Here is a 22,865-nt window from a genome sequence, read left to right as displayed (position 1 = left end):
AGCTTTTTATGTTTGCAGTTTCTGAAGTTTTTTTTGTGTCAGTGCGTAAAAATATCGGCATATTATTCTGATTTATTGCGATGGCTTTTTTAAATTTCTTCGATGATAACCTGCGATCATATGATAGATACCAATCAGCCGCATGTTGAGTACAACATTCTGCTGATTGGTATCTATTCTCAATGTGTTTAGAATGAATCGATCAATAACGACAGTAGATTACCTGCCCCATAACCTGCACCCAACAACAGCGCAATCCAAATCCAGCCACCCAACACGTTATACAGCATGAATACAGGCATTTTCATATGTCCTGCACCTGCTGCGAATGGAGCGAACGAACGAACAAAAGGTACAAAACGTGCAACAAGAATCGTTTTCCCCCCATGACGCTCAAAATAATGATTGGTCTTTTTAATATATTCAGGCTTAAACCAACGTGAATGCGCATGAAAATACTTAAAGCCTAAAGCTCGCCCTGTATAGTAATTGACGATATAACCTAAAATAGAAGCAATGATCAGCAACACCCCCATATAATGAAGATGAACCGATTCAGCAGTCGAGCATAGGGCACCAACAGCGATCAATAAGCTATCACCGGGGAGAAAAAACATAAAGATTGAGCCAGTTTCTGCAAAAATAATCAAAAACAAAATGGCATAAATCCATAGCCCATAATTTTCTAAGAAAGTGGGCAATAATTGTTCTAAATGCAATAAAAAATCAAGCAATACTCAACTCTCTTCAAAGAAGTATCCACAATATATTAGTCTAATTTAACCATGTAAATATTAAAAAGCCTAAATTAATTAGGCTTTTTCGATCTTAGCGTCTATTTGAGTTATTTTAAAAAACCATTCTTAGCGAGAAATTCCATGCTCAGTTTTGATTCAGCTTTAACCTCAGCGGCTTTATCACCGAGCAGTAAACGCTCGATATAACGTGCCAATACATCAACTTCCAAGTTCACCTTGGCGCCCACTTTCCATGTTCCAATATTGGTACGTTCAGCAGTATGTGGAATCAAATTGAGACTAAGAATATTGCCACGTAAATGGTTGATGGTTAAGCTAATTCCATCTACAGTGATCGAGCCTTTTTCAGCCAAATATTTAGCGATTTCAACAGGTGCAGTTACCTCAAAATATAGCGAACGTGCATCTGAACGAACTACGGTAATTTCACCCACTGCATCGACATGCCCACTGACAATATGACCGCCAAAGCGTGTGGTTGGCAACATTGCTTTTTCAACATTCACCACTTGTCCAACGTTCCAACTTGCCAAAGTTGAACGATTCAGACTTTCACGAGAAACATCGGCAGCATACCAATTGTCTCCCCAGTCAATCACCGTTAAGCAAATGCCATTGGTAGCAATAGAATCACCCAAATGTACATCAGACATATCTAGGTCAGTCTGAATACGCAAGCGCACATCACCACCTACGCTTTGTAAGCTGTCAACTTTACCTAAACTTTCAACAATGCCTGTGAACATACTACGACCTACTGCCTCAATCTGAGGGCTGATGAATATCTATTGTGTTGATTAGCATATCCCCAGCTTTAATTTAAAGATGAAGATAACAAGATTACCATAAAGCCAGTTGTGTACTCACACCCGATGTATCCACACCACCCAACTCAGCAAAATGGTAAAGTTGCCCCAAAAGCTGACGCAAAGGTGGTCCAGACTTGGCATGCGTATCGGTAATGACAATAAACTCAAGTACACGAGCACGCTCTGACTGACGTTGTTTACTGACGCGATAACGCGGAACATCCTGTGTCAACAAGGTAACTTTGCCACGTTTTAGATTTGCCGCCAATAAATCTTTGGCTTCAATATTTCCATCAGTGGAGTAACTGGTGAGAATATAACGTGCATTAATGGTTTCCAACAGGCTCTCATAAGCTTCTTGTGCATGCTTGGACGAGTTATATGGGCTTGGACGCTCTTTTCGCCATGCGCGATCAATTCCACTTTTAAAACCTTTGGTGTCTGGTGTAGGTAGATCGACTTGATCCCAAAGGGTTAATGAATTGAGTACATGATAATTACTGCTGTAAGCATGTTGGTTATAAGGAGGATCTAAATACGCCACATCCACTTCAAAACCGCTCATCTGGTTTGCCAAATGCTGTGCATCCACGCACCACATTTCCGCCATTGGCGTTTTTTGCTTATTGTCACCCACCTCACTAAACCGGCTTGGTGTTAACCACAACAGTGATTCAATTCGTTCTAATGCCGTTTGAGTCTTTCCGCCCCAGCCATGATGAAAACTTTTAAATACACCACTGGTATTACTGACAAAACTGGCTGAGTAAAGCAAAGGGGCAAGTAAGGCACTCATTTCAACATCATCAATAGCGCCTTGTGCCTGCCATGTCGCAATCTGTTGGCGAATTGCATCGATACGCATACCATTACGACGCTTAAAGAACAAACGATCGCGCGCTGGGTCATAAATCTCATCATTACGTGGGCATAAATTATGCGTCACCCAACCTTTGACTTCAGGTAAACGATTTAAATAATCAATGGCTTTTTGATAGCCACCCAATTCTTTAAATGCAGGCGCATCGGTGCAAGCAAGAATGGCATGGTTCAGGGCATGACTATAAGGCTCCCAATCATTGGCAATCACACGATAGCCATTTTGACGAGCCAAACGTGAAACGACTCCGCTACCTGCAAAAAAATCTGCAAAAATAGGCGCACGTTTACCTTTAGGATTCAATGTTCCAGTAATTTCGAGCGCTTCGAGAATCAGGTGCAACAAACGCCGCTTGTTTCCCAAATAAGGAACCAACTGATGAAAAAGATATTCATCTGTTGTACGCGCAGCATGGCGACGTTTATGATAAACCGATGATGTTAACTCTGAATTCATACTGACTCTTGCGCAGGGAGAAGTCTTAAACGAATATCATCACCAAATTGATGAACATCTTTAAGCATAAAACGTAATTGTTGTGCCATGGTTTCAAATTCTGCATTAAACATTGGTCGTGCTGATTGCCCTAAAAAAGTCGGAGCAACATAACTGATTAACTCATCAACCAGTTTTTCCTGTAAAAATGCAGTCGATAAGGTTGCACCAGCTTCAACCAACACATCATAAATTTGAAAATCTTTTAAAGTGCCTAATAAATCTTTTAATGACTGGACCTCTAATTGCACCACGCCAAGTTCAGCCAATTCCCGACGAAATGGTCCCATTACCATTACTGTTTCAGGATGCTTAAGCACTTGAGCGGTCAACGGTAGGCGACCTTTCCGATCTAAGATGACACGTTTCGGCTGTACGACTTTTTCCAGTTCCACATTGGCTAAACTTCGAACATTAAGCTGAGGATCATCCGCCAAAATGGTCTCAATCCCAGTAATCACTGCACCTGAAATAGCACGCCAATGTTGTACATCTTGACGAGACTCAGCACCAGTAATCCATTTGGATTCACCTGATGCCATAGCGGTGCGTCCATCTAGACTCGAAGCGACTTTTAAACGCACATAAGGTAAACCCGTTGCCATTGCTTTTAGGAAACCTAAGTTGAGTTGGGTGGCTTGTTGTTCACAAACACCTGTTTCAACAACAATTCCAGCCTGACGTAAAATCTCTACACCTTTACCTGCGACAAGTGGATTTGGGTCTGCACATGCAACGATAACTTTTGCCACACCTGCTTCAACCAAACCTTTTGCACAAGGTGGTGTACGACCATAATGTGCACAAGGCTCCAAAGTCACATAAGCCGTTGCGCCTTTTGCAGACGCTCCAGCTTGACGCATTGCAAACACTTCTGCATGAGGTTGTCCGGCTTGGGGATGAAAACCCTCTCCAATGAGGACTCCATCTTTGACAATAACGCAACCAACATTTGGATTTGGTCGTGTGGAATACTGTCCAAGCTTGGCGAGCTCAATCGCTTTCTGCATCCAAACCTGATCGATATTGACAGCATCTTCAGACTTAGAGTTTGAATCCAACTCAGACATAAAATTCCTAATTTAATCCTATGAAAAATAAATCAGTGGTCTTGACCACGTGCTTGCATTTGCTCAATTTGATGGCGAAAAGCATCAATATCTTGGAAATCCTGATAAACCGAAGCAAAACGCACATATGCCACATGATCAAGTGCAAACAAAGATTTCATGACAATTTCGCCAATGGTACGTGAACGCACATCACGTTCACCTAAACGACGAATTTGCAATTGAATATCACTAATGACTGTTTCAATTTGCTCTTGAGTCACAGGTCTTTTTTGCAAAGCATGCATCAAAGAACGACGCAATTTTGCTTCATCAAATGGTTCATTTTTACCATCAGACTTGGTTACACGTGGCATCACCACTTCATAACTTTCAAAAGTGGTAAAACGTTCGCCACAACTGATACATTCACGGCGACGACGAATCTGACTACCTTCAGCAGCCAAACGGGAATCGATCACTTTACTATCTGCAGCGTTACAAAATGGACAATGCATAGTGGTTTAATTAAGCAAAATTCATAATTTCAGCTAGTGTAGCAAAAAAACAGGTTTTTGTTGAGGGTTTCGCAAGATATGGAAAAAAAACAGCCCTCACGGGCTGTTTAATACTATATATAGTTATTATTCTAAAAAGCTATTGTTCTCATCATTCTAATTATTCGATGCGTTCACCATGTTGGCTTAAATCCAAGCCCATACGTTCATCATCATTTTCAACACGGATTCCAATCACCACATCGATAATTTTAAGAAGAATGAATGTCACCACTGCCGAGTAAGCAATCGTTGCCAATACACCCTCTACTTGAACCCATAATTGATGCATCATGTTGGTTGGCGCTTTGTCACCCATAATGAACGAGCTTGCAAAAACTGCTGTTAAAATTGCACCCACGATACCGCCCACACCATGTAGACCAAAGGCATCTAAAGAGTCATCTGCTTTCAAGATACGTTTAAGACCAGAGATTCCCCAGAAACATACCACACCACCAATCAAGCCCATGATCAATGCACCACTGACGGTTACAAAGCCCGCAGCTGGCGTAATCACCACAAGACCTGCAACCGCACCTGATGCTGCACCCAATACAGAGCCTTTGCCACGAACAATCTTCTCAACCACTAACCAAGCGATTGCAGCTGCAGCTGCTGCAACTTGAGTTGTCACCAAAGCATATGCTGCTGAACCATTAGCACCTAAAGCTGAACCACCATTGAAACCAAACCAACCTACCCATACCAGACTCGCACCCAATACAGTTAAAGTTAAGTTATGTGGCGCCATAGACTCTTTGCCTAAGCCCATACGTTTACCGAGTAAATATGCAGCAACTAAACCAGCAACACCTGAGTTGATATGAACCACTGTACCACCTGCAAAATCAAGTGCACCGTCATTCATTAACCAACCACCACCCCACACCCAATGTGCAATCGGAGCATAAACAACAATCACCCAAATGGTAATAAAGCTGATCCAAGCGCTGAACTTCATACGATCAGCCACAGAACCACTAATAATGGCAACTGTAATAATCGCAAAAGTCATTTGGAAAATAACAAATAGAATTTCAGGGATACTTCCGCTCAGCGCATCTGTGGTGATGCCAGACAACATGGCTTTATCTAACCCACCGATAAAAGCATTGCCAGATCCAAAGGCTAGTGAGTACCCCACAACCACCCATACAATACTTACAATTGCTGCAGCAGTGAAACTTTGTGCCATTGTTGCCAGTACGTTTTTCTTACGAACCATACCACCGTAAAACAATGCCAAACCTGGAATCGTCATCAGCAAGACCAATGCTGTAGACACTAAAATCCACGCAGTATCGCCTGTGTTGAGTGTTGGTTTCTCTGCTTCTGGTGCAGGTGCAACTGTTGCAGTTGCCTCAGGGGCAACGCTTGCTGTGGTATCTGTTGTCGCTGTGCTGACATCACTTGCTGATGCAACAGCGCTAGACGCAGGCTCAGTTACGCTTTCTTCTGCCCACGCAACTGATCCGCCAAGAAGTGCGCCAGACAGGCTGAGCGCTAATAGCATTTTTTTCATTCGTATCCCCCAACCTAATTTTGTGAGTTATGTCTTCATCAACATAACCAGCAATCTTCGTGCCAAATTAAACAGCGTCTGGACCTGTTTCACCTGTACGAATACGAATCACTTGCTCTAAATTCGTCACGAAAATTTTTCCGTCACCAATTTTCCCAGTGCTCGCAACACGTGTAATAGATTCAATCACTGAATCTACCATGTCATCACTGATCGCGATTTCAATTTTCACTTTTGGGAGAAAATCCACGACATATTCAGCACCACGGTAAAGTTCTGTATGCCCTTTTTGACGACCAAAACCTTTAACCTCAGTTACGGTAATCCCTTGAACGCCTATATCAGACAAGGCTTCACGCACGTCATCTAATTTAAACGGTTTTACAATTGCAGTTACGAGCTTCATATTGTTTTCCTTCGGCTTATTTCACCAGTAAGGTTTTATGTTCAATTTTCGTGCCAATCTTATTAACGGTTGGGGTGGCTAATTTGATCAACACGTATTGCCTTTATAACCTATTGTATATCCTTAGGTGAAGTTTCAACTTGAAAAAACTCACAATAATGATCAATTTTTTTAAAATTCACTCACGATTTTCTTATCTTTGATGCCTTGATAAACCAATAAAAATTACTCAAGTAAAAATCCATACACGATGTTACACTAGGCAAAGAATATCAACATTTTGGATTCCTCATGATTGAAACATTACTACAAGCAATTTTGGAACAAGTCGATCAACCTAAAAAAGATATCGAACATAACCTACGTGCCTTATTGAACGAAGCTATTAGCAAAATGGACATTGTCTCTAAAGATGAAATCGAGCGTCAAAAAACTGCACTAAATAATGCCAATTTAAGATTGACTGAATTACAAGCGCAAGTAAAAGCACTTGAGGTGCTTATTCAGCATAAAAAATAAACTAAATTTGCACAAAAGTGGTGCAAAAATTATAATAATGATTAAAAATAAAGCAAACTTGGAAAATAACAATGTCTTTAGCCAAAATTTATACACGAGGCTTACTTGGATTGCATGCACCTTTAATTGAAGTAGAGGTCCATGTTAGTGCAGGACTACCTTCTTTAACGATTGTTGGTTTGGCAGAAGCAGCCGTTCGTGAAAGTAAGGATCGTGTCCGCTCTGCAATCATCAATAGTGGTTTTCAGTTTCCAACCAAACGCTTGACCATCAATCTGGCACCTGCGGACCTTCCTAAAGACGGCTCTCGCTTAGATCTTCCGATTGCATTAGGAATTCTGATTGCGACAGGTCAACTCCCTGAGAATGTCACAGACGATTTCGAGTTTATTGGTGAGTTAGCACTGGATGGTCATTTAAGACCTGCTACAGGTACATTAACGATTGCAATGGCTTGTCAATTGGCAAAGCACCAATTGATGCTTCCTCAAGAAAATGCTGATGAAGCCGCACAATTACCCGAATTCAAGGTATTTGCTGCACATCATTTAAAACAAGTCTGTGATCATTTTTTAAATACACAAAAAATTGAAGTAACCTCCACACAAAAATCTACTTTGGACAAACAATATAAATTTGATTTGGCTGATGTAAAAGGTCAGTTACGCCCTCGAAGAGCTCTAGAAATTGCCGCTGCAGGTGGGCACTCGCTTTTATTTAAAGGACCACCAGGAACAGGTAAAACACTTTTAGCTTCACGTTTACCTAGTATTTTGCCTGCATTGAATCCACAAGAAAATCTCGAAGTCGCCAGTATTTATTCCATTGCCAACACTCAACACCACTTTGGGCAGCGACCTTTTCGAGCACCTCATCATACTGCTTCTGCAATTGCCTTGGTGGGAGGTGGATCGAACCCGAAACCCGGAGAAATTACACTTGCGCATTTAGGGGTACTTTTCTTGGATGAATTACCCGAGTTTGATAAGAAAGTCCTAGAAGTTTTAAGGCAACCCCTTGAGTCTAAAGAAATCATCATTTCAAGAGCATCAAGACAAATTACCTTTCCAGCAAATTTTCAACTCATCGCAGCAATGAATCCATGTCCTTGTGGTTATGCTTTTAATCAAGATAGCCGTTGCCAGTGTTCAGCTGAATCAATCAAACGTTATCAAAGTCGAATCTCAGGTCCTTTATTGGATCGTATTGATCTACATATCGATGTACCACCATTAAAAGCTCAAGAATTACAAGATACAACTCCTGTTGAAGATTCAGCAACAGTACGAGAACGCGTACTTCAAGCTTTTCATTTTCAAATTCAACGCCAAGGCGGATTAAATCACGCTTTATCTCCAAAACAGTTGGAAAAATATGTAGTTTTGGATGAAACATCCCAAAAGATGATTGAGATGGCACAACAACGTTTAAATTTATCTGCACGGGCATATCACCGTATTTTACGTGTTTCAAGGACCATTGCAGATTTAGCACAAAGTGAACAAATTCAAAGTACACATTTGACAGAAGCTTTGTCTTATCGGGGAACGCACAATTAATATAAACTGAATATTTATTCAATTAATAAACATCAATTTAATTTTTGATAATTGTTCTGTATGGCAATACTCCCAATTCATTTAATTTAATCTCTAATAAATTAGCTTTATAAATATGCTCTGAATTATATGAAGAAAAATATTCATGGTCATCAAGTGTAGAAATTAAAGTGTAACCTCGCATAAAGTTTTCCACTTTACTAGCTTGAGGAATATCTCGCTTTGTAAAATTTCCTTTTACAACACACTTCCACACACATTGTAAACGATGGGGATAAACTTGATATGTATCTTCATAATAATTTTCACGTTCATTAGGTGACTGTCTACTTGAAAAATCATTATCAAACAGGCTAACAAACTGAAAGTTAAACTTATGCTTTCTACAATTCTCAGTCATACTTTTCATTATTATTTCGATTGTCTCTATAGACATATGAGGTTGAATACTTTGATATTCTTCAACATAACAAAAAGACAAATTATCATATGAGTTTAAAAAATTATCATCACTAAAATAATGATCATATTTTAAAATACACTGTTTAACCTCTTCCAAATTACGAATACTATAATCCATTGTCATGGGAATTGAAAATCCATAGTCAATATCATTTTCCTTGTGGTACTTTTGCAAAAAGCTATTTAAAACATCATTATTTTTTTCCAAAAAAATAGGTATATTCTCTCTTGAACTATAGAGATACCATTCACTTGATGAAAAATAGTCACTTTTTCTGGCAAGTAATTCCAAAAAATCAATAAAATAATCTTGCAAATTATTAGGTTTAAATTCTCTTTTTGTTAGATTATGATCAGTGAATAACTGAATATAATACTTATGAAATGGAGATATGAAATCTACAATAGGTTGAGAAATAAATTTCGGTTTTGTTTCCATCATTAATATATCCTACGTTCCATATCCTCGTTTAACATTTTCATCAAATTCTTTCTTTCGTTGATTATCTAATTTATCAAGTTTTTCTTTATTTAAAAATTCCGTATGTTTCACTTTTAATCCTGATTTCATAAGGTTGTTTATTGTGTTGTCACTTACAACGATTTTCTTCGTATTCAATTCAGAGAAATGCCACTCTAACTCAACTTTTTTTTGCTTGGCATTAGTAGTTTTCCAAGATGGTTGAACAGCTTTAAGCTGTTTATTCATTTGCCTAGCCCACTTTTCCAATTGCTCTGTACTATTGAACCAAAGATATTTAAACATATGTTCATATCGATCTTTAGCTTCAACAACCACACACTTATTTGGCCACATACCATCAAAGTCATTCACTGAACTATAAGCCCATTCTGTTACTTTATAGGATTTCCCTGATTCCGCTATACCTAAATTAGAGAAAACTAATGGGGCAGAATACAGATTTGCAATATAAAGTTGATATTGAATACCATTATCATTTCTAGATTGGATACTTGGTTTGCCATGACACAAATGAGATGCTGGGCATTTACAATCTTTTTTTCGATCATTGTTACCACCGCCATAACCCACTTGTTCAACAGGTATTGCGCCAGGTTTATCAAGAGTCATTCCATTTCTTGCGTCTTTTTCTAATTGTGATTCCGAAGTAATAGGAAGAGGACCATCTAATCGAATAGGTACACCAGTTATAGGATCAATACCTTGTGTTGGTCTAGGAGTAACACGAGGGACTGTTCTGGTTGAACCACCTAAAGCACCCCCAAACCAAGGAGCAACTATTGCCATCAGTCAACTCCTAGAACTTGTTTATTAAACAAGTTCTTCATACGCACAACCCAATCAGCTAATGCCGATTGATCTTGGATTCCTATCTTGATCGTTTCAGATTTTCCTATAGCTTCTCTAAGCTCAGGATTTTGCATAGGCGTTTCATTGCGATTAACCGCATATAATGCGTATCGTATTAAAAGCTCATCATCATATAAAAAATCATATTCATTAGCATCTGCTATTACTTGATCAAGTAAAGTAGACAAATCTTTATTATTTTCAAGATTAGGTTTTAATAACGGAAATTTAAGGTTAGCAAGATCGAGTAAGACTCGATATAACCACCGCTTATCATCCTCATCATCCATATATCGTTCTTGAAAACTATCAACTTCAAACATTATTTATATGCTCCTCAATATAATAATTTTTGTTGATGTCATCCCATCCACGTATGAAGAAAATATCTTTCCAAAAATTTTGCTTCTGCTTCAGCTTCAGCATGTTATTGAAATTCCGAAACGCTCTAGGGTCGTATAATCTGATAATGCCAGTACGCCCATCAGGTGTTTTAAATTCCATATAATTTTGGAGGCGTTGAGATAATCTACTTAATGAAAGTGAACTCTGTAAAAATAAAATTGACTCGCGTTTATTATCTAAAAATTCCGAAATAAATATTTCATCATGTTTATCCACTTGACATAAAATTGGACTTATATCTTTTAAATAATATTCAGAAAGTGTAGAAAATAAACTGTCAGAATTTTGAAAAACACTTTGATTATGTTGATATAAAATTAGTAGTTTTTCATTTTCTTTGTGATGTATTAGATCAATAATATAATAATTTTTCATCTATTCATCTCAGCATATAACTTGAGCCTGAAACAGCAGCAGCTCTTAAACAATCTTCACAAATAGGTTCTATCGGATTGAAATTTGGCAAAACTACTTTCACCTTTTCACCAGACTTAAACAAGTGTTGACCTGCTTTCGATTCAAACTTTGATGGAGTAATAAATGTAATTCCATTTTTATTAATTATTATTTGTGAGCCACCAGCCATATATTGCTCCTTGTAAAATTTTATAACAGACCTTAATATTAATTTAATCTAATAATACTTTTAAGAAATAATATGACTTTTTTACTCTCAATTCAACTAAAAGATAGTATAATTATTGCCGCTGACAAAAGATCAGTAAAAATTCAAGCATGTGGAGAATTTTTATTTAATCACGATCAAACGAATAAACTTCATTTGTGGAAAAATGGAGTGATTACTGGAACAGGTGAATTAGCTGTCATTCAATGGGCTATTTCTTTTTTAGATGAACTCGCAAACAATAATATTGATCAATTAGCAAATTGTTTGACATTATCACGTTTAATTAGAAAGTTTGAATTTGAACATCCACAAATAAATCAAACCAAGCTGATTTATTCAGAATATACAGAATATGGGGCACAGCTATATGCGATCGAACTCAATAATCGTGATGATTATTTTGTGAGGAAGCTCGAAGAAAATGAAATTACTATATGGATGTATAATCCTGATATTACAGACATAATTGCTAAAGTAAAGAATTTATATGATGATTTAAAACCTTTAAATGAATTCGATGATATTTTAGATGGATTAAATTTCTATTTCACACATATTTCAAAAATTTTCGCCTTACAATCCAAACAAGATGAAATGATGAGTTCAGATTTTGATATATATTTTCAAACACATAAAAACTACTATATTGGAACTTTCAAAAACAAATAAACATCCAACTATTTACCAGTATAAATGGTAACGTTCAATGAAAAATTCTAAGAATGGATTATTATTACATTAATAGTATGATTGTAATCATATAATCCCATCTACAGCTCGTGAAAATCAATAAAATGCTTAACTTAACTTTACGCAACGAACAAGCAGATGATATTGAAAGTATTTTCAATATCACACAACAAGCTTTTGAACATGCAGCACATACAGATCACACCGAACACTTCATCGTGAATGCACTCAGGGAAGCAAATCAATTAAGTATTTCGATTGTTGCTGAATTTGAAGGCAAGATCATCGGGCATGTTGCGATTTCACCTGTGGTGATTTCCTCTGGCGAGCCAAACTGGTATGGCTTAGGTCCAGTTTCTGTTGTTCCAGCGTACCAACAACAAGGCGTGGGTAAGGCGTTAATACAACAGTCCTTACAACAACTCAAACAACTTGGCGCTGCGGGATGTGTAGTCCTTGGCGATCCTGCTTACTACTCAAAATTTGGCTTTAAACCTTATGCCCATTTGATCCTTGAAGGTGTCCCTGCTGAATACTTTCAAGCCCTTACCTTTACCCAAGATATTCCACAGGGGAAAGTCAACTATCATGCTGCATTTGGAGCAACAGCTTAACTTGGCTAACTGGATACAAAAAAGGTGACTTAATAAAGTCACCTTTTTTCATTTTAATCGTACTTAGAATGCTTTGGTTAGCGTAAACACAGCACCTGTTTCAACAGCACGTTTCCCTGAATTAGTAAAACCATCCGTATCAATATTCGTCCCTACAGCAGCAAGTTCCGCAGTAACACCGGGAATTGATTTAACACTGTAGTTAACCCCAACTTTCCAGTCTACATAGTTGTCTTTACCGTCTGGTAATGCTTTTTCATCCATTGTGGTATAACCCACATTGGCAACACCACCAAAACCAGTATCGCCGAATGGTGCAGAATAACCTAGGTTAAAATTCCAGCTATTTCCACCGACCGCAGCCCAGTCATTGGTATAGTTCACGTTTGTTAATAAGCTTCCACCTTTCACAAACACATCTGCAAATATTAATTTTGCGTAAAATTCAGTCCAGTTAAAGCCACTGCTTGCACTTGGGTAATTATATTCAACCACACCAACATCTAAAGTTGGCTTAAACGTTGGTGAAAGTTCGAGTGGTGTTGTAAAACCGATCGATGGGTCTAATTCTAAATGAGGATCTGACTCCCCAAAGTTCACATTGGAGCCCCATAGACCAACATATAGACCTGAAGTATGCGATAAAGTGAAACCTGCTTGCACGGCTGGATCACTCGCTGTTTGTGTCATACCACGAAAACGATAGTCATTCGTTACGGCAGCACTTCCTGAGAAACTTAAACCTAATTTTGACAGTGCGTTATCTTCCGCCATTGCCATAGTTGCTGTAGACGATAAAACTGCCAATGCTAGTGCTTTAGTTGAGAATTTCATCTTGAGTGCTCCCCCATCATACGATGTTTATTTGTTATGCTAAAATTTGATGAACTCCCTAAGCATTTAGCAATTGCCATGCCAAGAATATTTTTTAATTTTTTATAATTTTGATTAAAACACCCCAAACTATTGATCATAAATAAAATTATTAATTTTTTTTGTTGGATAAAATTTCTTTTTCTGAGTTGTGTACGGATCATTAGATCATTGAACACGGAATGACGATGCTTCATATTTACCTACTTTCAGTATGATTTTGACTGCTGATGAGTATGTAAAACCGTCGCATAAATTTTCTATCATTGATGTGATTCGTGACATAAAAATCTCATAAATATTTTTCAAAGCTAAAATGTCACAACACTGCAACAAAATGTACTATTTTTGATCAAAAACAGATTTTAACTTAAAAAATGCTTAAAAAAAGTGCATGCCCAATCTTAGGTCATGCACTGTGTTAAATTTTTGAGCATAAAAATGGGGCTTGAGTATCAGCTAAAAATTGTAGATCAAGCCAAGTACCATGTGATCATCATAATCTTCTCCAATACGACTCTTGCCACCTACGACGTAATCAAAAGATGCCAACAGCCCAGTATTTGCAATTGACTTACTGATACCTATACGCGCTTCATTGAAGGTAAAATTCTTTTTCGATTGCACAATCTGATTATCGTGCTGAGTATTGTAGAAAGAGCCGCCAAAAGATGTATTGAACACAAATTCATGCGCTAAAGGATAACTATAAGCGGCACTTAAGTAGACATCACCCGCATTGGCATAAGATGAATCAGCGAGCATTACTGCCGCACCCACTGTTAAATTCTTATAAATAATCTCAGCTAAAATGTCTAAATCATCAGTTTTACGATGATCCCCCTGCTCAGCGTAGACCGTTCCACCATGATGGTACACATAGGCTGTGGTTTTAAGGTTGTAGCGCCAATTTTGATCAATTTCCTGTCCATATGACACATAGAAATTATGTTCAAAGCCATGATCTTGTCTGTCATCTGATGGATCATAGCCTAAAGTCGACCCCCAATAGCCTAATGTTATGCCACTTTGATGCGCATAGGCTAAACCGCCTTGCATTGCAAGATCTTGATTTTCCTCACCACCGCGATAGATATACTTAGATACCACCCCTATATTTCCAGAAATTATACTATTTTCAGCAGAATGATCTGTCTGATCGGCAAATACAGAACACGATACAACACAGATAGGCAAAGCGCATAAAATTTGGGAAAAAATTGAATTCATGAAATTAAATAAGTAAGAGGAAAAATTTGCTGAAATTTTACTGTTTTTTTGAATTTTTGGTAAAAATAGTGGCTACAGAACAACCAAATCCATTAAAATAATGGAAATTTCAAACGATTTAATCATATTTAAGCAACTTTAGAATTTTTTTTCATAAAGAAATAAATTAATATTGAGTAGAAAATTACAAAAATGTAATATTTTTAATCAAAGGTCATTCCCTTTTTATAGATTAAATATACAATTCATCCATTATCTGCTCTGAATTCAATCAGTCAGTACCATTTATTCTCGTTCACGAGGCAATTCATGTTGAATGCTCCAAAACTTACTTTAGCTATATTAATTAATGCTGCTTTTATTACACCTACATTTGCTAGCGAACAAAGTGATGCAAAAGGTTTCGTTGAAGATGCCAAAGGTTCTGTATTGTTTCGTACTGGTTACATCCTTCGCGATAAAAAACATGGCATCGAAGACCAAAGTTCATTTGCACAAACTGCAATTGTTGACTTAGATTCAGGTTTCACACAAGGCGTTGTTGGTTTTGGTGTGGGTGTTGTGGGTGACGGTTCTTTTAAAATTGGTGACAACCAACATTCAGGCAACAACATGATCCCTCGTGATGATCAAGGTAATCCTTACCATCACTGGGCTCGTGGTGGTGCAAACGTGAAAGCACGTTTCTCAAACACCACTGTGCGTTATGGTACTCAAGTTTTAGATTTACCTGTATTGGCAAGTAATACCACACGTCTTGTTCCTGAATACTTTACAGGGACTTTATTGACCAGCCGTGAAATTAAGAACTTAGAACTTGTTGCTGGTAAATTTACCAAAGACCAAATGTCTGATCATATCAATACAGACAGTAATCATCTGGATGATGCTATTGTTTGGGGTGCTAAGTACAAGTTTGATGACCAACTCAGTGCATCTTATTATGGTTTAGACTCTAAAAATGCTTTAGAGCGTCATTATATCAATGCAAATTATAAATATCCTCTAGAAAATCAAAGCTCTTTGACGTTTGACTTCAGTGGTTATCACACTAAGTTTGATAAAAATGCCAATACTTACTCGGCAACGGGTCCAGTTGATGCTGACTATGCAGAAACAGGTAAAGCAGGCGTAGAAAAGACCAATAATATTTGGGCGTTGTCTTCAACCTATAATCAAGGTCCACACAGTGTGATGTTAGCTTACCAACAAAACACGGGTGATGTTGGTTATGACTATGGTCAAAATGCCGATGGTTTCCAAAGTATTTATTTACCAAACTCGTACTTGTCTGACTTTATTGGTAACCATGAAAAATCTGCTCAAGTTCAATATAACTTAGACTTTGGTGGTTATGGTGTTCCTGGATTAAACTGGACGACTGCATTTGTTTATGGTTGGGATATTAAAGTTCGCAATGTGACCGACAATGCTCAAGAACGCGAATTCTTCAACCAAGTGAAATACACTATGCAAAGCGGTTTTGCAAAAGATGCAAGCTTACGTGTTCGCCACTCTTACTACCGTGCAAGCGACGCGTATAACCCTGTTTATATCGGTGATACCAACGAATGGCGTATTTTCCTTGATATTCCTGTGAAATTTTTCTAATTTAAAATAGAAAAACGACCAAAAAAACCTGCATTTAATCATGCAGGTTTTTTATTGGTTTGAAGATTATTTAATCTTCAAACCGCATTTCTATCTGGCTTATTTGGCTGCTTCGATTGCTTTTAATACTTCAGCTTTAGCAACTTCAGAACCTTCCCAACCTGTCAATTTAACCCATTTCCCAGGCTCTAAATCTTTGTAATGTGCAAAGAAGTGTTCAATTTGATTCAACAACAAAGCTGGAAGATCTGAATATTCTTTCACATCTTTATAAAGCGGTGTTAATTTGTCGTGTGGTACAGCGATAAGTTTCGCATCGATACCACCGTCATCTTCCATGTTTAATTTACCCACTGGACGACAACGAATCACTGAACCATGTACCAATGGATGTGGTGTAACGACCAATACGTCTAATGGATCACCATCTTCAGACAAGGTATTTGGAACATAACCGTAGTTCGCTGGGTAGAACATTGCAGTACCCATGAAACGGTCAACAAATAAAGCATCTGAATCTTTATCTACTTCATATTTAATTGGTGCAGCATTGGCTGGGATTTCGATGATTACATAGATGTCATTAGGTGCATCTTTACCAGCAGGAATATTGCTATAGCTCATAGGATACTCTTTGAAGTGAGGTCTTATAAAAAATCTTGACGATTATAACGCTAAAATACGCGAACAGCTGCGGATTATACATTTTGCATCATCAAAATGAATGGATTTCGTCTAAATCCACTCAGACAATTCGAATAATCAATAATAATAAAATGATTGGACAAGCCATCGATAGAAACCAAATGATTGAGCGTAATGCTGAAATATTGGCTAGATAACAAATCCCATAGATAATGCGCAGTACAATATAAGCAATCCCCAACATCATGATCAAATGTTGTGAGACCACCATATACTCAGCCATAAGCACAGCGGCAATAAATAAAGGTAAGCTTTCAAAACTATTTTGTTGTACCGCATTGGCGCGTGCCGACAAGCCTGTGCTTTTGGCTAAAAAGTCACGAGGATTCTGGTTATCTGCGAGTTTAAATCCCCCAGATACTTTCGCAATAATGGTAAAAACATAAGGAAGTAAACAGGCAATTAGAATTAAATATATGATGCCATCTATCCCAGACATGATTTTTTCTCATGAAGTGTTAATGCAGGTTATCATAGCATGGCAATAACAGAATATTTTTTGTTTAATGCAGAGTTTTGCAAAATTGTGTAGTGAGGACAATGTCGTGCAGCCCGACCAAAATGAATTGTTTGAAGTTTTAGAGAAACAACGCCAGCAACATGCCGAGATTGATCGTATTCTTAAAATTGTACTGCCTATTTTGGCGTTTTTATTATGTGTGATTTGTGCCAATTATAACTGGCAGTCAACATTAGGCACGCTTATCATTTTAATTGTGGCTTTTTTTGCGGTTGCGATCAAACGAATGAATCTATATTTGTGGCTTGCGATCATTATCATCTATTGTTTGATTGATATTTATATGAGTTACGGCAGTATTGTTCCTTCTGCTTTAGGTCGTCAAATGGGAACAATGTTGACCTTTACTGCGATTGTAGGTTTAAGCCGTCCCTATATTGATGGTTGGTATAGTCGCTCAAAGCAAAATTTCTGATTCTATCCATCGTTGCACTGTTCTATGTTACAAAAAAAGCGCCAATCTTGGCGCTTTTTCAATTCGAGTTTTTGCTTATTTACGCAAATCTTTACGTAAGATTTTACCTACATTCGATTTTGGTAAATCATCCATAAACTCCACATAACGTGGGCGTTTATAGCCAGTTAAGTTTTGTTTTGCAAATTCAAGAACTTCTTCTGTTGTTAATGAAGGATCTTTTTTCACAACAAACAGTTTTGGCACTTCACCAGATTTTTCATCAGGTACACCAATCGCTGCAACTTCAAGCACTTTTGGATGTTGTGCAATGACTTCTTCAATTTCAGATGGATAAACATTAAAACCAGACACTAAAATCATGTCTTTTTTGCGGTCTACAATTTTGAAATAACCACGGGCATCCATGACACCGATATCACCAGTACGGAAATAACCATCAGCTGTCATCACTTTCGCAGTTTCATCAGGACGGTTCCAATAACCTTTCATGACTTGTGGTCCACGAATCGAGATTTCACCTTGTTCACCTTGTGGTAGGTGGTTGCCATCATCATCAAGGATCGCCACATCAGTCAAAGGTAATGGAACACCGATTGTACCGCTGAATTCAGTCGTTGCAGGTGGGTTAGCTGTTGCAACAGGCGAAGTTTCAGATAAACCATAACCTTCAATAATGATGGTACCCGTCACTTTTTTCCACTCTTCCGCAGTTGAAGGCAATACAGCCATACCACCGCCCATCGCCATTTTTAAATTGCTGAAATCGAGCTGTCTAAATTCTTCGTTATGTACCAATGCATTGAATAATGTATTGACCGCTGGGAAAAAGCCCGGCTGATATTTACGTAATTCTTTAATCACCGCAGGTAAGTCACGTGGGTTAGGAATCAGAATATTTGCTTGACCTTTGTACATACCATAAAGTGCACACACCATAAATGCAAAGATGTGGTAAAGCGGCAATGCACAGAAGATACGGTCATCTTTTGCACCGTCACCCTGACCAAACTTACTTTGGAAAATACCATCACATTGCATTAAGTTTGCTACTAAATTGCGATGAGTCAGTTCAGCACCTTTTGAAACGCCTGTAGTACCACCTGTATATTGCAACACAGCAGTATCACTCAACGTCATGTTAGGGCGTTTGTAGTTGCTTGGACTTACTTTTGCCAATGCAGCATTAAATTTGATGTGTCCAGGAATGTTCCAATCTGGAATTTGCTTACGTACTTTACGTAATACAAAATTCACTAAAGTACCTTTTAAAGTACCTAGCATGTCACCAACTGAGGCAACAACCACATGTTTTACTGGCGTTTTTCCAATAATTGCTTGGTAAACAGTGGCAAAGTTTTCAACAATAACCAATGCTTCTGCACCTGAGTCATTTAACTGATGCTCTAGTTCACGTGCAGTATAAAGTGGGTTGACATTGACAAGCACTAAACCTGCACGGAATACCGCCAAAGCAACAATAGGATACTGAAGGACATTAGGCATCATTACTGCGACACGTGCGCCTTTTGCCAAACCCAAACTTTGTAAATAAGTTGCAAATTTACGGCTTGCCAATTCAAGATCACTGAATGACATCACCTTATCCATGAAGATAAAGGCATCACGCGAACCAAACTTTTGGAAATTACGCTCAAAAATATCAATAAGAGAAGTATTTTCCTGGGGCAATTCTACAGTCTCTGGAATCCCAGTCTTTTGGTATTCAGCGAACCAAATCTTTTCCATATGCCATAATCTCCAATCAGTAATCCTTAGTTTTAAACTGTTTTTCTCAATACCGAGCATAATTTTTTGGCTTCTTTGTGCTCAATATTGCATCCATTTCCACGAACACATTGCATATATAACGTATTTCGATCCAAGGATGCTAGTTTTATCTTTGAATCAACAGTTTATTTGCTTTTTGATATCCACGGGGTAAGAGTTGACCTTTCGATGCTCGTTTACCAATATACTTCTGTAAATCATCACCTTTTAGTTTTAATTGTTGCTGTCCTGCAAGCACTTGAATTACATCATCTAAATTCAACGTTAGCATAAACTGAATATATTCATCAGCCTCAAGTTGTATCAACTTGTTTCCCTTTCCTTTATTCAGCGTTGGCAATTCTGACAAATCAATCAAAAGTAAACGTCCTACTGAACTGAGTATAGCCAAATGAGTCTGATTTTCAACGACCTCTATCGGCATAGCTTTCGCATCATCCGTTACAGTCAAGAATGTTTTACCCGCTTTGGCATTGGTATCCAATTGTTTCGCTTGAGATTTAAAACCATAACCTTTTGAACTTACAGCAATAATTTCTTTATCTTCATCCCCTACCAGTACTTGAATAAAGCTCACACCGTTAGCAGGTGACAGTTTTGAACTCAACGGTTCTCCCAAACCACGTGCAGAAGGCAAACTATTTATTGACAAGGCATAACTTCGACCGGTCTCATCCAAAATATACACTTTTTGATTCGACTTACCTTGTGCAGAACTCAAGTACTGATCGCCTGCACGGAAATTCAATTTCTCAACATCAATTTCATGACCTTTGGCTGAACGAATCCAACCTGCTTCTGAAAGAATTACTGTGACAGCTTCAGCAGGCATCAAGTCTTGCTCGCTCATTGCCTGTGATTCTTCACGTTGCACAATTGGTGAACGGCGATCATCACCAAATTTTTTCGCATCATCTTTAAGCTCTTCAATAATCAAAGATTTTAAAGATTCTGGATTTGCCAACTGCTCACGAATCACCGCCGCTCTTGCCTCAAGTTCTTCCTGCTCACGACGCATTTCCATTTCTTCAAGTTTTGCCAAATGACGTAACTTGAGTTCTAAAATCGCTTCAGCCTGTATTTCATCAATATTGAAACGCATCATTAACACAGGTTTTGGCTGATCTTCTTCACGAATGATTTTGATCACTTCATCAATGTTTAAATAAGCAATGATCAAACCACCTAAGATATGCAGGCGCTTTTCAATCTTGTTGAGATGATATTGCAATCGACGTGTGACAGTATGTTTACGAATTTCAATCCATTCTAATAATATTCTGCGGATTGATTTGACTTGTGGACGACCATCAGCTCCGATCATGTTCATATTGACACGATAACTGGATTCTAAGTCTGTAGTCGCAAACAAATGACTCATTACCGCTTCTGCATCAATACGATTTGAGCGCAGTACAATCACTAAACGTGTTGGGTTTTTATGATCTGACTCATCACGTAAATCACTCACCAAAGGCAATTTTTTGGCTTGCATCTGATCTGCAATTTGCGTAATAACCTTAGAGCCTGAAACTTGGTAAGGCAGTTCAGTTATGACGATTTCATTTTTTTCAATATGATAAATTGCACGTGTTCGGTAACTTCCACGCCCTGTGGTTTGGAGCTTAAGTAATTCTTCACGTGAGGAAATAATTTCTGCTTTGGTCGGCAAATCAGGTGCAGGAATATATTCTGCAACTTTTTCATCGGTTAAATTAGGATTACGAATTAATGCAATTGTGCCTTTGACCACTTCACGTAAGTTGTGCGGTGGAATATCGGTCGCCATCCCAACAGCAATACCTGTTGTACCATTCAGCAAAATATTCGGTACACGCGCAGGTAAACTCACTGGCTCTTTCATTGAACCATCAAAGTTATCTTGCCAATCACAAGTACCTTGACCTAACTCTGATAATAATAAATCGCTATAAGCTGAAAGTTTAGCTTCGGTATAACGCATTGCTGCGAAAGACTTAGGATCATCAGGTGACCCCCAGTTGCCCTGACCTTCAATGAATGGATAACGATAACTAAATGGCTGAGCCATCAGCACCATAGCTTCATAACATGCAGAGTCACCATGAGGATGATATTTACCCAGTACGTCACCGACTGTACGTGCAGATTTCTTTGGCTTACCACTTGGCTTTAATCCCAACTCGCTCATCGCATAGACGATACGGCGCTGTACAGGTTTTAAACCATCACTGATATGAGGTAATGCACGATCCATAATCACGTACATGGCATAGTTCAGGTAAGCTTGTTCAGTAAATTCTGCTACGGAACGGTTTTCTGTCGCATGATGCGCAAGGCTTGTCATAACAACCTTTTATCCTAATTAAATTCGTTCTAAATAAATGCTGATGTATCTACATTCTTATGCTAAGTCGCAGCGCCTGACGACACAAGCACAAGTGTACGCCACAACGACAAATTGCGTCTTTCAGTGTTTCTAATGACGTAAAATTATCCACTTTTTGGAAAATGAGCAACTTTTATTTAAATGGTTATTTTAAAATTCGAATATACACTTTATTTCAAACGAAATTTATAAATGCTGAAACTTATTGGAGTGGTCCAATTCGTGCGTTTATAAAATGGATGCTCAAACTCAGCAACCATCCGATCCCATATAAAAACAGCAAAGTAACAGGAACCACTAAGCTATACGCTTCCATCCAAGACAACCGATCCAATAAAGGACCTAACCCTATTACATTAAATGCTGACACTTGAAAACCTATGGGTAATTGTAAGAAAACAAAATTTCCTTTGTTATCTGTCATTGGATCTAATGCAATATAAAGACAAAATGCACTAAGCAAAAGATAAATAATACAAAAGCTTAATCCTATTTTACTTTTCATTATTTCGCCCTTAATTCTTGTCTGATCTAGCCCATAATATAGCGATAAATTGTTTGTTTTTAATTCAATATACGAAAAATTAAAACGGCTGATCGCTAAGATTAACCCGATATCAGCCATTCTATACTTATTATTTGTTATCGTTTTTTTGGCGCTTT

25 protein-coding genes are annotated in these 22,865 nt (G+C 38.0%); 6 read left to right on the top strand and 19 right to left on the bottom strand.

The window, feature by feature from the left end:
• Nucleotides 1–188: 188 nt before the first annotated feature.
• The 7 genes from AAV97_RS03055 to glnK all read right to left on the bottom strand — a co-directional run bounded on the left by AAV97_RS03055 (nucleotide 189) and on the right by glnK (nucleotide 6,479).
• Nucleotides 189–734 carry a VTT domain-containing protein gene (locus AAV97_RS03055; RefSeq protein ID WP_004825534.1) on the bottom strand — a complete coding sequence of 182 codons (546 nt, stop codon included), beginning with the start codon at nucleotides 732–734 and terminating at the stop codon, nucleotides 189–191.
• 110 nt (nucleotides 735–844) lie between these two features.
• The gene (locus AAV97_RS03050; RefSeq protein WP_005034441.1) at nucleotides 845–1,504 is read right to left on the bottom strand and encodes a riboflavin synthase; all 660 of its coding nucleotides are present in this window, start codon (nucleotides 1,502–1,504) and stop codon (nucleotides 845–847) included.
• Between the two features lie 94 nt (nucleotides 1,505–1,598).
• On the bottom strand, nucleotides 1,599–2,903 hold the full coding sequence (locus AAV97_RS03045; protein ID WP_004825539.1) for a DNA adenine methylase: 1,305 nt from the start codon (nucleotides 2,901–2,903) through the stop codon (nucleotides 1,599–1,601).
• Nucleotides 2,900–4,012, bottom strand: coding sequence for a bifunctional diaminohydroxyphosphoribosylaminopyrimidine deaminase/5-amino-6-(5-phosphoribosylamino)uracil reductase RibD (gene ribD, locus AAV97_RS03040; RefSeq protein ID WP_046759776.1), 1,113 nt, complete (start codon nucleotides 4,010–4,012; stop codon nucleotides 2,900–2,902). The genes AAV97_RS03045 and ribD overlap by 4 nt, the downstream gene beginning before the upstream one ends.
• Before the next feature lie 32 nt (nucleotides 4,013–4,044).
• Nucleotides 4,045–4,509 carry a transcriptional regulator NrdR gene (gene nrdR, locus AAV97_RS03035; RefSeq protein WP_004825545.1) on the bottom strand — a complete coding sequence of 155 codons (465 nt, stop codon included), beginning with the start codon at nucleotides 4,507–4,509 and terminating at the stop codon, nucleotides 4,045–4,047.
• Between the two features lie 160 nt (nucleotides 4,510–4,669).
• Nucleotides 4,670–6,073, bottom strand: a complete 1,404-nt coding sequence (locus AAV97_RS03030; protein ID WP_046759775.1) for an ammonium transporter — start codon at nucleotides 6,071–6,073, stop codon at nucleotides 4,670–4,672.
• Between the two features lie 67 nt (nucleotides 6,074–6,140).
• Complete coding sequence (gene glnK, locus AAV97_RS03025) at nucleotides 6,141–6,479, bottom strand: P-II family nitrogen regulator (RefSeq protein ID WP_004725283.1); 339 nt, start codon at nucleotides 6,477–6,479, stop codon at nucleotides 6,141–6,143.
• 291 nt (nucleotides 6,480–6,770) lie between these two features.
• Between glnK and AAV97_RS03020 the strand changes: the two genes are divergently transcribed.
• Together AAV97_RS03020 and AAV97_RS03015 are read left to right on the top strand one after the other, a co-directional pair.
• Nucleotides 6,771–6,998, top strand: a complete 228-nt coding sequence (locus AAV97_RS03020; RefSeq protein ID WP_004825547.1) for an accessory factor UbiK family protein — start codon at nucleotides 6,771–6,773, stop codon at nucleotides 6,996–6,998.
• Between the two features lie 71 nt (nucleotides 6,999–7,069).
• Nucleotides 7,070–8,557 carry a YifB family Mg chelatase-like AAA ATPase gene (locus AAV97_RS03015; protein ID WP_046759774.1) on the top strand — a complete coding sequence of 496 codons (1,488 nt, stop codon included), beginning with the start codon at nucleotides 7,070–7,072 and terminating at the stop codon, nucleotides 8,555–8,557.
• Between the two features lie 37 nt (nucleotides 8,558–8,594).
• Here the strand turns inward: AAV97_RS03015 and AAV97_RS03010 are convergent, their stop codons facing one another.
• From AAV97_RS03010 to AAV97_RS21535, 5 genes are read right to left on the bottom strand one after another with little or no spacing between them, the layout of a single operon-like run.
• The gene (locus AAV97_RS03010; RefSeq protein ID WP_046759773.1) at nucleotides 8,595–9,461 is read right to left on the bottom strand and encodes a hypothetical protein; all 867 of its coding nucleotides are present in this window, start codon (nucleotides 9,459–9,461) and stop codon (nucleotides 8,595–8,597) included.
• Nucleotides 9,462–9,470: 9 nt separating this feature from the next.
• Nucleotides 9,471–10,289, bottom strand: coding sequence for a Tox-REase-5 domain-containing protein (locus tag AAV97_RS03005; protein ID WP_046759772.1), 819 nt, complete (start codon nucleotides 10,287–10,289; stop codon nucleotides 9,471–9,473).
• Nucleotides 10,289–10,675 (bottom strand): hypothetical protein, encoded by a 387-nt coding sequence (locus AAV97_RS03000; protein WP_046759771.1) that lies wholly within the window; start codon nucleotides 10,673–10,675, stop codon nucleotides 10,289–10,291. The genes AAV97_RS03005 and AAV97_RS03000 overlap by 1 nt, the downstream gene beginning before the upstream one ends.
• Entirely contained in the window at nucleotides 10,668–11,132 is a 465-nt protein-coding gene (locus tag AAV97_RS02995; RefSeq protein WP_046759770.1) for a DUF4123 domain-containing protein, read from the bottom strand. The genes AAV97_RS03000 and AAV97_RS02995 overlap by 8 nt, the downstream gene beginning before the upstream one ends.
• A 4-nt stretch (nucleotides 11,133–11,136) precedes the next feature.
• Nucleotides 11,137–11,343, bottom strand: a complete 207-nt coding sequence (locus AAV97_RS21535; protein WP_046759769.1) for a hypothetical protein — start codon at nucleotides 11,341–11,343, stop codon at nucleotides 11,137–11,139.
• Nucleotides 11,344–11,415: 72 nt separating this feature from the next.
• On the opposite strand from AAV97_RS21535, the gene AAV97_RS02985 reads away from it, so the two are divergent.
• Nucleotides 11,416–12,054 carry a hypothetical protein gene (locus AAV97_RS02985; protein WP_046759768.1) on the top strand — a complete coding sequence of 213 codons (639 nt, stop codon included), beginning with the start codon at nucleotides 11,416–11,418 and terminating at the stop codon, nucleotides 12,052–12,054.
• Nucleotides 12,055–12,179: 125 nt separating this feature from the next.
• The gene (locus tag AAV97_RS02980; RefSeq protein ID WP_046759778.1) at nucleotides 12,180–12,689 is read left to right on the top strand and encodes a GNAT family N-acetyltransferase; all 510 of its coding nucleotides are present in this window, start codon (nucleotides 12,180–12,182) and stop codon (nucleotides 12,687–12,689) included.
• 63 nt (nucleotides 12,690–12,752) lie between these two features.
• On the opposite strand, the gene AAV97_RS02975 is transcribed toward AAV97_RS02980, so the two are convergent.
• Together AAV97_RS02975 and AAV97_RS02965 are read right to left on the bottom strand one after the other, a co-directional pair.
• Complete coding sequence (locus AAV97_RS02975; RefSeq protein WP_046759767.1) at nucleotides 12,753–13,523, bottom strand: TorF family putative porin; 771 nt, start codon at nucleotides 13,521–13,523, stop codon at nucleotides 12,753–12,755.
• Nucleotides 13,524–14,021: 498 nt separating this feature from the next.
• Nucleotides 14,022–14,792: a TorF family putative porin gene (locus AAV97_RS02965; RefSeq protein ID WP_046759765.1), complete on the bottom strand. Its 771-nt coding sequence runs from the start codon at nucleotides 14,790–14,792 to the stop codon at nucleotides 14,022–14,024.
• Between the two features lie 309 nt (nucleotides 14,793–15,101).
• On the opposite strand from AAV97_RS02965, the gene AAV97_RS02960 reads away from it, so the two are divergent.
• Nucleotides 15,102–16,403 carry an OprD family outer membrane porin gene (locus AAV97_RS02960; protein WP_046759764.1) on the top strand — a complete coding sequence of 434 codons (1,302 nt, stop codon included), beginning with the start codon at nucleotides 15,102–15,104 and terminating at the stop codon, nucleotides 16,401–16,403.
• A 99-nt stretch (nucleotides 16,404–16,502) separates the two neighbouring features.
• Here AAV97_RS02960 and ppa read toward each other — a convergent pair whose 3' ends face one another.
• Together ppa and AAV97_RS02950 are read right to left on the bottom strand one after the other, a co-directional pair.
• Complete coding sequence (gene ppa, locus AAV97_RS02955) at nucleotides 16,503–17,027, bottom strand: inorganic diphosphatase (protein WP_004825594.1); 525 nt, start codon at nucleotides 17,025–17,027, stop codon at nucleotides 16,503–16,505.
• Between the two features lie 121 nt (nucleotides 17,028–17,148).
• Nucleotides 17,149–17,547 carry an MAPEG family protein gene (locus AAV97_RS02950; protein WP_004825596.1) on the bottom strand — a complete coding sequence of 133 codons (399 nt, stop codon included), beginning with the start codon at nucleotides 17,545–17,547 and terminating at the stop codon, nucleotides 17,149–17,151.
• Between the two features lie 67 nt (nucleotides 17,548–17,614).
• Here AAV97_RS02950 and AAV97_RS02945 point away from each other — a divergent pair, with 67 nt between their 5' ends.
• A complete protein-coding gene (locus AAV97_RS02945) occupies nucleotides 17,615–18,043 on the top strand; it encodes a hypothetical protein (protein ID WP_046759763.1) in 429 nt (142 codons plus the stop codon).
• 75 nt (nucleotides 18,044–18,118) lie between these two features.
• Here the strand turns inward: AAV97_RS02945 and AAV97_RS02940 are convergent, their stop codons facing one another.
• The 3 genes from AAV97_RS02940 to AAV97_RS02930 form a co-directional block, all read right to left on the bottom strand.
• Nucleotides 18,119–19,792 (bottom strand): long-chain-fatty-acid--CoA ligase, encoded by a 1,674-nt coding sequence (locus tag AAV97_RS02940; RefSeq protein ID WP_005034492.1) that lies wholly within the window; start codon nucleotides 19,790–19,792, stop codon nucleotides 18,119–18,121.
• Nucleotides 19,793–19,940: 148 nt separating this feature from the next.
• Complete coding sequence (gene parC / locus AAV97_RS02935; protein WP_046759762.1) at nucleotides 19,941–22,160, bottom strand: DNA topoisomerase IV subunit A; 2,220 nt, start codon at nucleotides 22,158–22,160, stop codon at nucleotides 19,941–19,943.
• A gap of 244 nt (nucleotides 22,161–22,404) precedes the next feature.
• Nucleotides 22,405–22,827 (bottom strand): hypothetical protein, encoded by a 423-nt coding sequence (locus AAV97_RS02930; RefSeq protein ID WP_228136501.1) that lies wholly within the window; start codon nucleotides 22,825–22,827, stop codon nucleotides 22,405–22,407.
• Between the last annotated feature and the right edge of the window lie 38 nt (nucleotides 22,828–22,865).

The organism is Acinetobacter sp. Ag2 (assembly GCF_001005515.1).
Classification (GTDB): domain Bacteria; phylum Pseudomonadota; class Gammaproteobacteria; order Pseudomonadales; family Moraxellaceae; genus Acinetobacter; species Acinetobacter bereziniae.
The sequence above is the reverse complement of the archived record's forward strand: the minus strand, read 5'-3'. Positions and strand labels throughout refer to the sequence as shown.

Excerpts from the sequence above, each read along its gene's own strand:
- AAV97_RS03050 (WP_005034441.1), bottom strand. The coding sequence starts at position 1,504 with ATGTTCACAGGCATTGTTGAAAGTTTAGGTAAAGTTGACAGCTTACAA.
- AAV97_RS03045 (WP_004825539.1), bottom strand. The coding sequence starts at position 2,903 with ATGAATTCAGAGTTAACATCATCGGTTTATCATAAACGTCGCCATGCT.
- ribD (WP_046759776.1), bottom strand. The coding sequence starts at position 4,012 with ATGTCTGAGTTGGATTCAAACTCTAAGTCTGAAGATGCTGTCAATATC.
- nrdR (WP_004825545.1), bottom strand. The coding sequence starts at position 4,509 with ATGCATTGTCCATTTTGTAACGCTGCAGATAGTAAAGTGATCGATTCC.
- AAV97_RS03030 (WP_046759775.1), bottom strand. The coding sequence starts at position 6,073 with ATGAAAAAAATGCTATTAGCGCTCAGCCTGTCTGGCGCACTTCTTGGC.
- glnK (WP_004725283.1), bottom strand. The coding sequence starts at position 6,479 with ATGAAGCTCGTAACTGCAATTGTAAAACCGTTTAAATTAGATGACGTG.
- AAV97_RS03020 (WP_004825547.1), top strand. The coding sequence starts at position 6,771 with ATGATTGAAACATTACTACAAGCAATTTTGGAACAAGTCGATCAACCT.
- AAV97_RS03015 (WP_046759774.1), top strand. The coding sequence starts at position 7,070 with ATGTCTTTAGCCAAAATTTATACACGAGGCTTACTTGGATTGCATGCA.
- AAV97_RS03010 (WP_046759773.1), bottom strand. The coding sequence starts at position 9,461 with ATGATGGAAACAAAACCGAAATTTATTTCTCAACCTATTGTAGATTTC.
- AAV97_RS03005 (WP_046759772.1), bottom strand. The coding sequence starts at position 10,289 with ATGGCAATAGTTGCTCCTTGGTTTGGGGGTGCTTTAGGTGGTTCAACC.
- AAV97_RS03000 (WP_046759771.1), bottom strand. The coding sequence starts at position 10,675 with ATGTTTGAAGTTGATAGTTTTCAAGAACGATATATGGATGATGAGGAT.
- AAV97_RS02995 (WP_046759770.1), bottom strand. The coding sequence starts at position 11,132 with ATGAAAAATTATTATATTATTGATCTAATACATCACAAAGAAAATGAA.
- AAV97_RS21535 (WP_046759769.1), bottom strand. The coding sequence starts at position 11,343 with ATGGCTGGTGGCTCACAAATAATAATTAATAAAAATGGAATTACATTT.
- AAV97_RS02985 (WP_046759768.1), top strand. The coding sequence starts at position 11,416 with ATGACTTTTTTACTCTCAATTCAACTAAAAGATAGTATAATTATTGCC.
- AAV97_RS02980 (WP_046759778.1), top strand. The coding sequence starts at position 12,180 with ATGCTTAACTTAACTTTACGCAACGAACAAGCAGATGATATTGAAAGT.
- AAV97_RS02975 (WP_046759767.1), bottom strand. The coding sequence starts at position 13,523 with ATGAAATTCTCAACTAAAGCACTAGCATTGGCAGTTTTATCGTCTACA.
- AAV97_RS02965 (WP_046759765.1), bottom strand. The coding sequence starts at position 14,792 with ATGAATTCAATTTTTTCCCAAATTTTATGCGCTTTGCCTATCTGTGTT.
- AAV97_RS02960 (WP_046759764.1), top strand. The coding sequence starts at position 15,102 with ATGTTGAATGCTCCAAAACTTACTTTAGCTATATTAATTAATGCTGCT.
- ppa (WP_004825594.1), bottom strand. The coding sequence starts at position 17,027 with ATGAGCTATAGCAATATTCCTGCTGGTAAAGATGCACCTAATGACATC.
- AAV97_RS02950 (WP_004825596.1), bottom strand. The coding sequence starts at position 17,547 with ATGTCTGGGATAGATGGCATCATATATTTAATTCTAATTGCCTGTTTA.
- AAV97_RS02945 (WP_046759763.1), top strand. The coding sequence starts at position 17,615 with ATGCAGAGTTTTGCAAAATTGTGTAGTGAGGACAATGTCGTGCAGCCC.
- AAV97_RS02940 (WP_005034492.1), bottom strand. The coding sequence starts at position 19,792 with ATGGAAAAGATTTGGTTCGCTGAATACCAAAAGACTGGGATTCCAGAG.
- parC (WP_046759762.1), bottom strand. The coding sequence starts at position 22,160 with ATGACAAGCCTTGCGCATCATGCGACAGAAAACCGTTCCGTAGCAGAA.
- AAV97_RS02930 (WP_228136501.1), bottom strand. The coding sequence starts at position 22,827 with ATGGCTGATATCGGGTTAATCTTAGCGATCAGCCGTTTTAATTTTTCG.